This is a genomic window from Mesorhizobium sp. M1E.F.Ca.ET.045.02.1.1, from assembly GCF_003952485.1.
In the GTDB taxonomy this organism is placed as follows: Bacteria; Pseudomonadota; Alphaproteobacteria; order Rhizobiales; family Rhizobiaceae; genus Mesorhizobium.
Genome location: NZ_CP034447.1, coordinates 551,296 through 565,058, shown reverse-complemented (window position 1 = coordinate 565,058; position 13,763 = coordinate 551,296). Strand labels below are relative to the sequence as shown.

Here is a 13,763-nt window from a genome sequence, read left to right as displayed (position 1 = left end):
GCGGCTTTGCGCCTCATTCCAGCCGCTCGAATTGCCCAAGCCATTTCCTGAAAGCTGCCGATCCAGGGGATCCGTCTGGACGTCGATGGCAAGGGTGGTGGACGTACGGCTTCGCCACCAAGCAGGCCGCAACGGATTTCAGGATGTTACGGGTTAGGCGGTGACCCTTGGGCCACTCATGCAGCCATGTCTCATGCTGTCTCGAATCACGTTGTTGACGGTGCAAGCATCGCCGTCAAATCGCTCAGTCCGAGCGTGGCGGGCGCGCAACACTCAATCAGGTATAGCAGTCGCTAGGGCTATATGCATTTAGTGACACGGCCACCCGATCTTTGCGGTCGCAAGTCTTTACCAAGTGTCGTTTCTCGGCAAGGCTGATCATTGAGGCACTCACGCCGCGAGGATTGAAGAATGCTTAACCAGGCAGAAACACTCTACCCATCTCTGACCCCTCTTGCGGTCCAGGTCCGCTGGAAGGTTCCAACCGAATTTCCGGCGTGCCCGGACGAATTCACCGACGACGCCCTTCTTCTTTATGAATCGCGCCTCTCTTTCGGAAGTATCTTCGCGCGCAACCAGCTCTCCACGAGCCTCGTCGTCGACCGGAATCTCAAGGACGATGACCTGATCGTACTCACTCATTTTGCCGGCGACGCCATAAAGAATTGGGCAGTGGCCCACATTTCAATCCATGATGGCCTTTTCCATCACCGAAGCGAATTCACCTTCTTCAGTCTCAAGGGCGCTCTGAAGCACTTCTGCGAACTAGCTGGAGAGGACCTTGGCGACTCGATCGATGACTATTGCTGATGACGTATCAGCTGATGTCGATGCAGAAATGTTGCTGCATATTGACGATTCCGGTTGAGCGTGGGTGTCGAGTGTGAGCGATGACCTTGTGACGTCGGTCAGGTTCGAAGTCATGGTGCCAAGCAGTATCAATAAGGATGATGCCGGAGGGGCCAAGATGGAACATGAGAACCTGCTAGTCGTCGGTGCCGACTTCTCGAAAATGCGCACGCGCTGAATACGACGTGGTGATCTGCAGACCGGAGGTGCGTTTGAGTTCCATATAGACCTAAACTCGCTATAAGATACGCATCATGCGTTGGAGTTGCACCTCCGGGCTGTGCGCAACGTCGTGGCGGATGACTCCTTTCTACCCAGTGGTCCGCAAAGCCGCCTGTCAGCTTGCGGGCCCAACGCGGTCATTTCGGAACATGCAAGCAGACTAAATAGCGATTGGAACTCAATAACCACGCGGCCACAGCGTTCATGGTTTGTACTTCTAAAGTCGCATAATTGGCAGACTGGAACATGGAACTTGGGTCGCGAGGTGGATCAAATGCGTTACGCAGGGTCGCAGAACGCGCAAGAGACATTGCAGGTCATCTATAATCGAGCTGTCGGCCCAGCCGACTTCCTATTCGTGCCAGTGAGCAATGGCAATCGTACCAGCGACAGCACCCATTGCTCGCTGCTGCTCGTTGATGGCCGCAACCCGGAGCGGGTCGCCTATCACCACGACTCCTCCCGGACAGGGCCACAACGACGAGCCTGCAAACCAGCTCGCAAGGGTGCTGAACGGCACCTTCGAGGCAGCCCCCATGACCCGACAGCCGAATGCTTATGACTGCGGCGTGTTTGTGTTGGCACGTGGGCGCCGATTGGACAATTGATGGCCGGGCAGCGGCGCCGGGTCGCTGCGACGACCTCGTCGCCGACCGGCAGGCGCTGCAAGACCGGCTGAGGCGGCGCTTCCACACGGGATTTGTCTAAAATTCCAAGGGGGATTTGTGGAGGTATGACGCCGACAGGCCGCCTACCGCCAGACTACCCCGCTCATGAACGCGACGCCGGCAGCACTCCCATCTCCTTGAGCAACCAGGCAGCGCCGTCAATCTTGTCCATGGTCCAAAGCATGAAGCGACTGTCGACATGGATGCTTCGACTGCGGTCTGCGGCATATGCCCAATCGGAGATCACTCCATCGAGCGTGCCATCAAAGGCGAGACCGACGAACTCGCCGCGCCCATTCAGCGTGGCCGAGCCGCTATTGCCATTGGTAATGTCGACCGTGGACATGAAGTCGACCGGCAAAGTGCCCAGCTCCGGCGCGACATAGGGGCCATAATTCTTGGCCCGGATCGCAGCGACGGCGGCGGCGGGCGCATCAAACTCGCCCTTGCCAGTGTGCTTGGCCAGAAGTCCCTCAGCCGTGGTGAATGGCGTCCAGATCTGCCCGTCGCGTGTTCGCCCCGACACCTTGCCCCAGGTGATGCGCAGCGATCCATTCGCGTCGGGATACACCGGCCGGCCAATCGCCTGCCAGTAGGCGCGCAGGCCCTGCATATAAGTCGCGCGCGCCGCCTGCGCTCGGCCAGCGCGGTCCTTCGCCGCGCGCTCCGCAGCTATGTCGCCGGGATAGAGCGCGACCGCCAGCTTGATGAAAGGATCGTCCGACGCCTCGAAGGCAGCAGCCCGCTTGTCGAGCCAGCCGAGCCGCGTGGCCGTGTCGGCGAGTTTGGTTTCTGCATAAAGTCGGTCAAGGCCGATTTGGTCCAGAGCCGTTTCGAACGCAGTATCGCGGTCCTTTGCGTCTAGCCGGCGATATTCATCGAGCGCGGCCTCAAATAGCTTGCGATCGATGTCGGGCAGGTAACCGCGTTCGATCTGCGTCAGTTGATCCACGGTCTGGTTACGGTCACGATCCTGAAAGCCGCGTTCGCGGTCTTCATCGAGCTTCTCGTGCTCCTTGGCCCAGCGATACAGAGTGCGCGCGGATGAGAGCATTTGCGCGCGGTTCAGCAGCGCCTGGCGCAGCCCCTCGAGCGAGGCCTGGCTATTCTCGTCCACCATGGCGCCCAGTTCGCCGATCGCTGCGCCATAGCGCGCCTGCCGCGCGGGATCGTCGGCGACCCAGTCGAGATAAGCTTTCTCCTCGATAGCCTTGCGCACGTCGAGCCCGATCGCATTGGCCCCGGCGAGATCGCCCGCCAACTTCTTCTTGTAGTTTTCCACGCCTTGCAGGATGGAGGCGTAGCGGATCTGCGCTTCTCGATTGCCTGCCGTGGTTTGGTTTATCTGGGCCGCATAATCCGACAGCAAATGCTGCAACAGCGGTTCGTACCGCGCGAAATTGAACCGTACTTCATCCGCCGTGCGGAACCGATTGGTTTCTCCGGGAAAGCCGACGACCATGACGAAATCGCCGTCTTGCACGCCTTTAGAGGCAATGCGCAGCCAGCTCTTCGGCCGGTAGGGCACGTTGTCGCGCGCATAAGGCCGGGAGGAACCATCAGGAGCGACATAAGCGCGGTAAAAACCGAAGTCGCCTGTGTGGCGCGGCCACGTCCAATTGTCCGTTTCGCCGCCGAAGTTACCGATGCCGAGCGCGGGCGCATAGACTAGGCGCACGTCCTGAATTTCGAGCTTCTGCTGGAGATAGTAGGAGGCGCCGCCATAATAGGACTCCACGTCGCAGCGGCGATTGGGCTGTTCTTCACATGCGGCGATCAGCGCCTTCCGGTTCCTGTCGAGCCGCTCATAGCGGGCAAAGCCGTTCAGCTTGTCCGATACGCCCTTGAGCATGTCGGCGGTCACATCACGGATATCCTCGATCACATAGATGCGGCTGCCGGGCACCGCGGGTAATTCTTCACCAAGGCTTTTCGCTAGAAATCCCTTGGTGAGATAGTCTTGACTCTCCTTGCTGTTGTACTGGATCGATTCCAGCACGCAGTGACGGTTGGTCGCAACCAGTCCTTGCGGACTGACGAAGGAAGCTGAACATCCGCCCAGTGATACGATCGCGTTGAGCGGGGCAGTGTCTAGACGGCTGAGCTGCGCGGGATCAAGCTGGAGTCCATTCGCGCGCATGGCCGCGCCAAGTTCCGTAATCTGGGCCGGCATCCACATGCCTTCGTTCGCCGACGTCCAGAGCAAGTTCATAGCGGTGGCTTGGGCCAAACGACTAAAATTCGAGTTCATGCTGATCTCGTTCCCATTCTGTGTATTGTTCTCCGCTGATCTGGATCGATGAGCTATCGGGCTGACCGGCGTCCGCAAGCGCCTGCGCGGCAGCCACTGGGTGAAGAGTGAGTGGACGGTCAACACAAAAATCTGGGTGACGCTCCCCTCACATTGTATCGGCAACGTTTGCGGATCATCCGTTGCACTAATCGTGCCAAAGGATGCCTGAGACGCCCTTCGGGTCCCGCGGAGAAGTCATTCGAGACGCCTCTAACAATATCTCCCGCATTGCGGGCCGGCCATTGGAGCGCCTCGTCAATAAAGCTTTCAATCACCTACGTGGTAAGGGCCTTGCGTGTCCGACCTCCGACATTTGGGTCCGACCTCCGACATTTGGTTGTAGACCCGACACTCTCGTCCTCGCTCGCGACGAAGCCCACTGCCGAACAGCCGTCGTTAATTGTGAGAATGCGTGCTATCGTTTCTGTTACGTGCGGTGTTGCGCGAGGACGAGGGTGCGAGGAGTGCCCGGACTTCCCCTTGCCGCAAATCCGCTCGGCGCTTGGCGACATAACCCGGCGGACTATGTGCGCGAGTGCCGGCGTGAGGCGCGAAAGTAAATCTGGGATGAAACGTCGACCATCCGAATCGAGCATGGAAACCTCATCAAAGCGACAACCGCCAACCGGGTTCGCGAGGCAGGCGCGTTCGTCGTCCCGACGAACATCACCTTTGCTGTCGTCGCTCGGGACGGAGCCAGATACGGCATGTCCGCCGAATCCCTTGAAAAGGTGAGCTTCGTTCTCGATGCCGGCTTGTCGGCGCTCGAAACGCTTCAAAGCGCTGGCGTGACCATGGGCTACGGCTCCGATCTGCTTGGCCAGATGCATAGGCACCAATCAGAGGAATTTCTTCTGCGCGGCCGCGTTCTCAAGCCTCGGGACGTGATCCGATCCGCGACGGTGGATGCTGCCCGCGTGCTCAACATGGAAGGCCTCATCGGCACCATCGCGCCTGGCGCTCACGCAGATCTCATCGCCGTCTACGGCAATCCGTTGAAGGACCTCGCGATTTTGTCCGATCCCGCCCGGCTTCGAAAGATCATCAAGGGCGGGTGAGTGGTGAAGAATGAATAACCAGACGCAGGTAATCCGTTGCCATTCAGGGGAATTACGCAACACATATACAGGCAGGAGCACAACAGAACGTATTGAGCAGCTACCGATGGTTCCGAAGGCATGACGCTGCGATTGCCGCCTTCGTGCTGCCGGTGCTCAAAACTCTCAATCGTCCCTGACCAGCCTTGAAATCTCGGCGCTAATATCGGCTCCTTCGTAGGGCAATGCCTGAGGACGTTTCTCGCACGCCTAGCCGTCATAATACACGCGCTCATTTGATTGCGTGGCATCGGTGGAGAGCGCTGTCACAAACGGCTGGACGACATTCCTCATATCGCGCCGGCGGAGCCTGTTTTCACCAAAGTCGAACTCGCGGGTGACGCCTACGGCCCCTGCCAAGTTAATCCCATTTGAGATCGAATGCGGTGGGCGTGCCGCTCCTAGCAGCGCCGTTTTTCCCATTGACGTGAAAACATCAGAACAAAGTACCTTATGTCTACAGATTTCGTAGAATATCGTTTGGTTTCGGTGGTGGCCTATGGCGCATGTGTGGGAGATAGATGACTTGGCACGATTATCGGTTCTTGGAATATCCGGCGGTGTAAGCAACCCGTCCCGCACCACGGCGGTCGTCAATGCGCTGGTCAAGGCGGTCGCGTTGCGCCTGCTTGCCGACACCGGTCTGATTGAGATCACGGAGGCAGCACCGTCGCTTTTCGCCGGACTATCCCGCGGCGCACTTGGCGCATCTGGAGAAGCGATTATCCAGCGTGTCGAGAAGGCCGATTTGCTCGTGGTCGGAACGCCTGTCTATAGGGCTTCCTACACTGGCGCTCTCAAGCACCTGTTCGACCTGGTCGACTATCGCGCGTTGACGGGCAAGACCGTGCTTCTCGCGGCGACCGGCGGGAGCCCATACCATGGCCTGGTGCTCGAACATCAGCTCCGGCCATTGTTCGGCTTTTTTGGCTCTGTCACCGTCCCTACGGGCGTCTACGGCACGCCCGACGATTTCGTCGATGGCGAAATCGTCGGCGCAGCCATCATCGAGCGTATTGCAAGGGCCGCTACCGACGCGGTCTCCTTGCTCAACTCAAGTCACGCAAATGCCGCCGTCGCCACCCGCGTCGGCTGAGCCAATCAACAGGGGAAACGACGACATGAGTTCGCATTCCGACGCCATCAAATTCGCCTACTGGGTCCCGAACGTCTCCGGCGGCCTGGTCATCTCCAACATCGAGCAGCGGACGGGTTGGGATATCGACTACAACCGCAAGCTCGCCCAGATTGCCGAGGCCAACGGGTTCGACTATGCGCTGAGCCAGATCCGTTTCACAGCCGGCTATGGGGCCGACAACCAGCACGAATCAGTCTCGTTCAGCCATGCCTTGCTTGCCGCGACCACAACGCTGAAGGTCATCGCAGCGATCCTGCCCGGTCCGTGGAACCCTGCGCTGGCGGCCAAGCAGATCGCTACCATCAACCACCTGACCAATGGCCGCGTCTCCGTCAATGTCGTCAGCGGCTGGTTCCGAGGCGAGTTCGCCGCGATTGGCGAACTCTGGCTCGATCATGACGAGCGCTATCGCCGGTCGGAGGAATTTATCCGAGCGTTGCGCGGCATCTGGACGGAAGACAGCTTCACGCTGAAGGGCGATTTCTACCGCTTCACCAACTATTCCATGAAGCCGAAGCCGATCGAGCCCTTGCCCGAGATATTCCAGGGCGGCTCGTCGCGAGCCGCTCGCGACATGGCGTCTCGTGTCTCCGATTGGTATTTCACCAACGGCAATACCCCGGAGGAGATCCGGAAGCAGGTCGACGACATCCGCACCAAGGCGAAAGCCAACGGCCACAAGGTTAGGATCGGCGTCAACGCTTTCGCCATCGCCCGCGAGAGCGAGCAGGAAGCGCGCGCCGTGCTCGACGAGATCATCGCCAAGGCGAATCCGGAGGCGGTGCAGGGCTTTGCCGATCAGGTCAAGAATGCCGGCAAGGCCTCGCCGGAAGGCGAAGGCAATTGGGCGAAGTCGTCCCTCGAGGATCTCGTTCAGTACAATGACGGCTTCCGCAGCAATCTCATCGGCACGCCGGAACAGATCGCCGAACGCATCCTGAAACTGAAGGACGCCGGTGCCGACCTGATCCTGCTCGGCTTCCTGCATTTCCAGGAAGAGGTCGAGTTCTTCGGCAAGCGCGTCATTCCTCTGGTGCGCGAACTGGAAGCAGCTCGCGACAGGGAGCTTGTCGCCGCGGAATAGGACGGGCGCGGCCCACGGGGCCGCAGCCGACACGCCTTCAAAAGCAGGAATGTTTCATGATTGGTGCTTCGCTGGGAGCGGCCGCATACGAGCGCGCGTCCGAAATTTCCGCCATCCTCGCGGTGGCTAACCCCGTCGGCGACAGGCGTCTGGCACGCCTGTCGTCACGGCCGGATGTGGTTCTCGCGCTGAGCGGGATCGGCATTTCCTTTGGCGGGGTCAAGGCGCTGAGCGATGTTGATCTCGAAGTGGAAGTCGGCGAGATCCGCGCGGTGATCGGCCCCAACGGCGCCGGCAAGTCCTCACTGATCAACATCATCAGCGGCCTCTATCACGCCGACCGCGGCAGGATTGCGATCGGCGGGCAGTCCTTCTCCCGGGTGCCGGCGAGCCGTCTAGCACGGCTCGGCGTTGCGCGAACCTTCCAGAACCTGGCGCTATTCGGCGGTCTGTCCGTGCGCAACAACATCGCGTGCGGCCGCGTCCACACCAGGCGCGCCAGTTTCGTCGAACATATTGCAGGTCTGCCACGCGCCCGGAGCGAAGATGCGGGAATCGCCGAAAAGACCGATCAGATAGTCGCCTTCCTGCATCTCGAAAGCGTCGCCGACCGCCTCGTCGCCACCTTGCCTTACGGCCTGCAGAAGCGGGTCGAGCTGGCGCGCGCGCTGGTCGCCGAGCCGAAGCTGCTGCTGCTCGACGAGCCGATGGCCGGCATGACGGCGACCGAGAAGGCCGAGATGGCCGGCTTCGTGCGCGCCGCGCGCGACCGGCACGGCGTCACCATCATCCTGATCGAGCACGACATCGGCGTCGTCATGGGCCTCTCCGACCGCGTCGCCGTGCTCGACTACGGCCGCAAGATCGCAGACGGGACGCCGGCCGAGGTCAGGGCCGATCCGGCAGTGATCCGGGCCTATATCGGCACCGCCGAGGGCGAGAATGGCGAGGACATCTGATGAGCTACTATGATTTCCTCTTCGTCATCGAAGTGCTGGTCGGCGGCCTGCTCTCTGGCGTCATGTATTCGCTTGTCGCCATAGGTTTCGTGCTGATCTACAAGACGTCGGGCGTGCTGAACTTCGCGCAGGGGTCGATGGTGCTGTTCGCAGCGCTCACCTTTGTCAGCCTCGTCGAACGCGGCATCCCCTTCGCGCTTTCGCTGCTCATCACCTTCGCGGTCATGGTCGCGCTCGGCTTCACCATCGAGCGGACCGTGCTCAGGCCACTGGTCAACCGCTCGCCGATGACGCTGTTCATGGCGACGCTGGGGCTCTCCTACACCATCGAAGGTGCCGCCCAGCTTATCTGGGGCACGCAGGTGCACGGGCTCGACCTCGGCATCGACGACACCCTTCGAGGTCGGCGGCATACTGATCTCATCCTTCGACCTGCTGGCGGCGGCGATCGCCGCCGCCATGGTCGCAGGCCTCAGCGCCTTCTTCTATTGGACGCGGATCGGCCTTGCGTTTCGCGCCGTCGCCGACGATCAGTTCGCGGCCCTCGCCGTCGGGCTGCGGCTGCCTCGCATCTGGGGCACCGTGTGGACGGCGGCCGGCTTCGTCGCGCTGGTCGCCGGACTGTTGTGGGGCGCGCGTCTCGGCGTCCAGTTCTCGCTGTCGCTGATCGTGCTGAAGGCGCTGCCGGTGCTGGTGCTTGGCGGCTTCGATTCCATCCTCGGCGCCATCGTTGGCGGCCTCATCATCGGCGCCAGCGAGAAGCTGGCCGAGGTCTATCTCGGCCCGTTCGTCGGCGGCGGCATCGAGGGCTGGTTCGCCTATGCGCTGGCGCTGGTTGTGCTTTTGGTGCGCCCCTCCGGCCTGTTTGGCCAGAAAACCGTCGAAAGGGTCTGAACCATGGCCGTGCAAGCTCTCGACGCCGCAAGGCTTCCAGTCGACTGGGCGAAACTCGTTCAGAAGCTGGCGTTGGCGACCGCCCTGTTCGTCGTCGCCTACGGCGTGGTCCCTGCCTATGCTTCGGGCTATCTGGTCGAGGCGATCCTGCTGCCATTCCTGGCGCTCAGCCTGGCGGCGGTCGGCCTCAATTTGCTGACCGGCTATTGCGGCCAGCTCTCGCTTGGCTCTTCCGCCTTCATGGCGGTGGGCGCGTTCGGCGCCTACAATTTCAACCTCAGGGTCGAAGGCCTGCCGCTGGCGGTGACCATGATCCTGGCCGGAATTTCCGCCGCCGGCTTCGGCGTCGTGTTCGGCCTGCCCAGTCTCAGGCTGCGCGGCTTCTACCTCGCCGTCTCGACGCTCGCCGCCCAGTTCTTCGTGCAATGGGCGCTGACCAAGTTCGGCTGGTTCTCCAACGACAACCCGTCCGGGGTGATCTCGGCGCCGCACCTGGCCGTCGCCGGTCTTTCGCTCGACAGCGCGACCGGCCGCTATTTGCTTTCGGTCACCACGGTCATGGTGCTGACGGCCCTCGTCTGGCGCTTGGTCAACAGCGCGACCGGTCGCAACTTCATCGCCGTGCGGGACAACGAAACCGCCGCACGCGTCATCGGTGTGCCGGTGCTGCGAACCAAGCTTCTGGCGTTCGCCATCTCGTCGTTCATCATCGGTATCGCCGGCGTGCTGTGGGCCTTCACCTATCTGCGCACCGTCGAGCCGGCAGGCTTCAATCTCGACCGCTCATTCCAGATCCTGTTCATCATCATCATCGGCGGGCTGGCCTCGATCCGTGGCGCGTTTTGGGTGCGGCGTTCATCGTTGTCCTCCCGCTCTTTCTGTCCCGGCTCGGCGCATTCCTGTTCGGCGGCCTGTTCGATTCGGGCGTTCTCGACATGAGCCAGCGCATCGTGCTCGGCGCCATTATCATCATCTTCCTCATCGCGGAACCGAGCGGGCTGTCGGCCCTCTTCGACCGCCTCAAACGACGGATCGGCTCAAGGTCCAGCTGATTGCCGCTCAACTTCCTCCTCCGCTCGGACCAACCCATCAGGAGACGTAAGCAATGACCTTCTTCAGTCACCTAAGAAAAGCGGCGATCGCCACGGCCTTCGTGCTCGGCGCGACGGCGGTTCACGCCGAAGAACAATACTTTCCCCTGCAGAGCTACCGTGTCGGTCCGTATGCGGCCGGCGGAACCGGCTTTTTCGGTGGCTTCATCGACTATCTCAACCTGATCAACATCCGCGACGGCGGCGTCAATGGCGCCAAGCTGGCCTGGAGCGAAGGCGAGACGCAATATGAGGTCGAGAAGGGCGTCGAGGTGTATGAACGGTTGAAGAGCAATCCCGGCATCGCTGCCTGGAATCCACTCTCGGTCGGCATCGCCTATGCCATGATCGATCGCATCACCGACGACAAGGTGCCGCTGATCACCATCAACCACGGCCGCACAGACACGACCGACGGGCGGGTGTTCCCTTACGTCTTCCCGCTGCTGCTCAATCCTTACAGCGAGACCTCCGGCATCGTGAACTACATCGCGTCCAAGGAAGGAGGCCTCGACAAGCTCAAGGGCAAGAACATCGTCGTGCTCTATCACGGCTCGCCCTATGGGAAGGAGACGATCCCGATCTATGAGCTGCTGTCGCAGAAATACGGCTTCGAGCTGTCGCAGATCGAGGTGCCGCATCCCGGCAACGAGCAGCAGGCGCAGTGGCTGACCATCCGGCGCGAGCATCCTGACTATGTCGTGCTGCGCGGCTGGGGCGTGATGAACCCCGTCGCCTTGAAGACCGCGCAGAAGACAGGCTTCCCGGCCGATCACATCATAGGCAATGTCTGGTCGAATTCCGAAGAGGATGTCATCCCCGCCGGCGATGCCGCCAAGGGCTATACGGCCATCACCACCCAGGCCTCGGGTGAGCGGTATCCGGTGGTCCAGGAGATCGTCAAAACGGTCTACGGCGACGGCAAAGGCAATCTCGAGGACAAAAGCCGCATCGGCTCGGTCTACCACAATCTCGGCATCGTCAATGGCATCCTCAATGTCGAGGCGGTCCGCATAGCACAGGCCAAGTTCGGCAACCGCACGCTGACCGGCGACGAAGTGCGTTGGGGCTTCAAGCATCTCAAGCTCGATCCGGCGCGCGTCGAGGCACTCGGCGCCAAGGACCTGTTCCACTCGATCAACGTCTCCTGGGACAATCACGAGGGTGACGGCTACGTGACCTTCCAGCAATGGGACGGCAAGAAGTGGAATGTCGTCTCCGACTGGATCGCTCCCGACTGGAAGCTGCTGCGTCCGATCATCGAGAAGTCGTCCGAGGCGTATGCCAAGGAAAAGGGCATCAAGATCCGCACGGCCGAGGACGCCGACGCGGTGGTCAGCAACTGAATTTGGTATGGTGCGGCCGACAAATCTGGCCGGCCGCGCCATCCACCTTCCCGAGCGGAGTCATCGATGTCCATCCCGGAATACCCGATACTGTCAGTTAGCAGCGTGGAGGCTGTCTACAACGGCGCCATCGCCGCCCTACACGGCGTCGACTTGTTGGTTGGCAGGGGCGAGATCGTCGCGCTGCTCGGCTCCAACGGTGCCGGCAAGACGACACTGCTGCGCGCCGTATCCAATCTCCTCCCGGCCGAGCGCGGCGCCATTACCGCCGGTCGGATCACCTTCGGTGGCGAGGATGTTTCAAGGGCAAGCCCCTCGCACCTAGTCCGCAGCGGCCTTGTCCAAGTCCTCGAGGGCCGGCATTGCTTCCGCTCGCTGACGGTCGAAGAGAACCTCTTCACCGGCGCGCTCGGACGCTCGTCCTCTCGCACGGGCGTCAAGGCGGACCTGGATCGTGTCTATTCACTTTTCCCAAGGCTCGCCGAGAAGCGGCGAACCCGGTCCGGCCTCACTTCCGGGGGCGAGCAGCAGATGACGGCTATCGGCCGGGGTCTGATGTCGCGGCCGAAACTCTTTGTTCTGGACGAGCCGTCGATGGGGCTGGCACCGCTGATCGTCGACGAGATCTTCAGCGCCCTGAAACGGCTCAACCGCGACGAAGGCCTTTCGATCCTCGTTGCCGAACAGAATTCGGCGGTCGCGCTGAAATACGCCGACCGCGCCACCGTGCTCGAGAACGGCGTCAGCGTGCTGGAAGGATCGGCTGCCGACTTGCGCCAGCGCACCGATATCAAAACCTACTACCTCGGCGGCGCGCCGCTTCCACCGCAACATTTTCCCAAGGAGACAGCAGCATGACCATCCAATCCAGGCAGGCGTCGGATAGCCGCAGTGCCGTCCCGCCGGTCGAACGACCCTCTGCCAAGGCGCATGTGATCAAGGCCGATGCCGAGGCAATCGCTGTCGCCGAAAAACTCGCCGCCGAATTCGCCAGGGATGCCTCCAAGCGGGATCGTGAACGCATCTGGCCGAAGGAAGAGCTCGATGCGTTTTCGCAGAGCGGCCTGTGGTCGATCAACGTGCCGAAAGCCTATGGCGGGCCGGAGCTCTCCTATGTGACCCTGTCGAAGGTGATCACCATCATCTCGGCGGCCGATCCGTCGCTCGGCCAGATTCCGCAGAACCATCTTGGCGTCGTCGCCGCTATCCGCACCGTCTCCGACGAGGCGCAGAAGAAGCTGCTTTTCGCTGAGGTGCTGTCCGGCACGCGCTTCGGCAACGCGTTCTCCGAGTTCGGCTCCAAGCGCGCGGCCGACTTCGAGACAAAGTTCGTCGACGCCGGCGACCATGTCGTGGTCAACGGCCAGAAATTCTATTCGAGCGGTGCTCTGCTTGCCCATCTGGTTCCGATCGTGGCGCTCGATGACGAGGGGCGCGCCTGGTATGCCATCGCCGATCGCGGCGCGCCCGGACTGACGGTGATCGACGACTGGTCGAGCTTCGGACAGAAGACGACTTTGTCCGGCACGGTCCTGCTCGACAATGTCAAGGTGCCCAAAACGCATCTTGTCCCCGGCTACAAGGGCTATGACAGGCCGACGGCCGACGGCGCCATCTTCCAGATCATCCAGGCCGCGGTCGATCTCGGCATCGCCAAGGCGGCGATCGACGAGACTGTCGGCTTCGTGCGCACCAAGTCGCGCGCCTGGATCGACAGCGGCGTCGATCATGCCTGGCAGGATCCTTATACGATCCAGGCGATTGGCGACCTTCGCCTGCGGGCCAACGCGGCAGAGGCGGTTCTGGAAAGGGCCGGGCTTGCGGTAGATCGCGCCGTGGCCGACCCGAACGAGAAGACCGTCGCGGAAGCGCAGATCGCGGTTGCCGAATCCAAGATCCTCACGACAGAGATCGCCATCATTGCCACGAACAAGCTGTTCGAGCTCGCCGGCACACGCTCGACGCTGGCCGAGCACAATCTCGACCGGCACTGGCGCAACGCCCGCACCCACACGCTGCACGATCCGGTGCGCTGGAAATACGCGATCCTCGGCAACTACTACCTCAACGACGTAAATCCGCCGCTCCATGCCTGGAGCTGAGCGAAGCGCCTCCAAATCAC

9 protein-coding genes and 2 pseudogenes are annotated in these 13,763 nt (G+C 61.4%); 10 read left to right on the top strand and 1 reads right to left on the bottom strand.

All coding sequences use genetic code 11. The features are described 5' to 3' along the window. The first annotated feature begins 411 nt into the window (after positions 1 to 411). Entirely contained in the window at positions 412 to 810 is a 399-nt protein-coding gene (locus EJ070_RS02625; RefSeq protein WP_091600482.1) for a hypothetical protein, read from the top strand. Positions 811 to 1,842: 1,032 nt separating this feature from the next. On the opposite strand, the gene EJ070_RS02620 is transcribed toward EJ070_RS02625, so the two are convergent. Continuing rightward, positions 1,843 to 3,990: a S46 family peptidase gene (locus EJ070_RS02620; RefSeq protein ID WP_091600481.1), complete on the bottom strand. Its 2,148-nt coding sequence runs from the start codon at positions 3,988 to 3,990 to the stop codon at positions 1,843 to 1,845. Positions 3,991 to 4,592: 602 nt separating this feature from the next. Between EJ070_RS02620 and EJ070_RS02615 the strand changes: the two genes are divergently transcribed. From EJ070_RS02615 to EJ070_RS02575, 9 genes and pseudogenes are all read left to right on the top strand, one after another. Further along, positions 4,593 to 5,090, top strand: coding sequence for an amidohydrolase family protein (locus tag EJ070_RS02615; RefSeq protein ID WP_342028483.1), 498 nt, complete (start codon positions 4,593 to 4,595; stop codon positions 5,088 to 5,090). A gap of 565 nt (positions 5,091 to 5,655) precedes the next feature. Next, positions 5,656 to 6,225 (top strand): FMN reductase, encoded by a 570-nt coding sequence (msuE, locus tag EJ070_RS02610; protein ID WP_236473434.1) that lies wholly within the window; start codon positions 5,656 to 5,658, stop codon positions 6,223 to 6,225. Positions 6,226 to 6,250: 25 nt separating this feature from the next. Beyond that, positions 6,251 to 7,351 (top strand): dimethylsulfone monooxygenase SfnG, encoded by a 1,101-nt coding sequence (gene sfnG / locus EJ070_RS02605; protein WP_091600500.1) that lies wholly within the window; start codon positions 6,251 to 6,253, stop codon positions 7,349 to 7,351. A gap of 56 nt (positions 7,352 to 7,407) precedes the next feature. Next, entirely contained in the window at positions 7,408 to 8,310 is a 903-nt protein-coding gene (locus EJ070_RS02600) for an ABC transporter ATP-binding protein (RefSeq protein WP_091600479.1), read from the top strand. Continuing rightward, positions 8,310 to 9,204, top strand: a pseudogene (locus EJ070_RS02595) (branched-chain amino acid ABC transporter permease). Before EJ070_RS02600 ends, EJ070_RS02595 begins: the two are co-directional and overlap by 1 nt. A gap of 3 nt (positions 9,205 to 9,207) precedes the next feature. After that, a pseudogene (locus EJ070_RS02590) lies at positions 9,208 to 10,256 on the top strand (branched-chain amino acid ABC transporter permease). Positions 10,257 to 10,309: 53 nt separating this feature from the next. Further along, the gene (locus EJ070_RS02585; protein WP_126089951.1) at positions 10,310 to 11,641 is read left to right on the top strand and encodes an ABC transporter substrate-binding protein; all 1,332 of its coding nucleotides are present in this window, start codon (positions 10,310 to 10,312) and stop codon (positions 11,639 to 11,641) included. Positions 11,642 to 11,707: 66 nt separating this feature from the next. Then, complete coding sequence (locus EJ070_RS02580) at positions 11,708 to 12,499, top strand: ABC transporter ATP-binding protein (RefSeq protein WP_091600476.1); 792 nt, start codon at positions 11,708 to 11,710, stop codon at positions 12,497 to 12,499. Then, positions 12,496 to 13,743 (top strand): SfnB family sulfur acquisition oxidoreductase, encoded by a 1,248-nt coding sequence (locus EJ070_RS02575; protein ID WP_095517101.1) that lies wholly within the window; start codon positions 12,496 to 12,498, stop codon positions 13,741 to 13,743. Before EJ070_RS02580 ends, EJ070_RS02575 begins: the two co-directional genes overlap by 4 nt. Positions 13,744 to 13,763 lie beyond the last annotated feature (20 nt).

What these genes read in the sequence shown, in the direction of transcription:
- EJ070_RS02600 (WP_091600479.1), top strand. Translation starts at nt 7,408, where the DNA reads ATGATTGGTGCTTCGCTGGGAGCGGCCGCATACGAGCGCGCGTCCGAA.
- EJ070_RS02620 (WP_091600481.1), bottom strand. Translation starts at nt 3,990, where the DNA reads ATGAACTCGAATTTTAGTCGTTTGGCCCAAGCCACCGCTATGAACTTG.
- EJ070_RS02575 (WP_095517101.1), top strand. Translation starts at nt 12,496, where the DNA reads ATGACCATCCAATCCAGGCAGGCGTCGGATAGCCGCAGTGCCGTCCCG.
- EJ070_RS02585 (WP_126089951.1), top strand. Translation starts at nt 10,310, where the DNA reads ATGACCTTCTTCAGTCACCTAAGAAAAGCGGCGATCGCCACGGCCTTC.
- sfnG (WP_091600500.1), top strand. Translation starts at nt 6,251, where the DNA reads ATGAGTTCGCATTCCGACGCCATCAAATTCGCCTACTGGGTCCCGAAC.
- EJ070_RS02580 (WP_091600476.1), top strand. Translation starts at nt 11,708, where the DNA reads ATGTCCATCCCGGAATACCCGATACTGTCAGTTAGCAGCGTGGAGGCT.
- EJ070_RS02625 (WP_091600482.1), top strand. Translation starts at nt 412, where the DNA reads ATGCTTAACCAGGCAGAAACACTCTACCCATCTCTGACCCCTCTTGCG.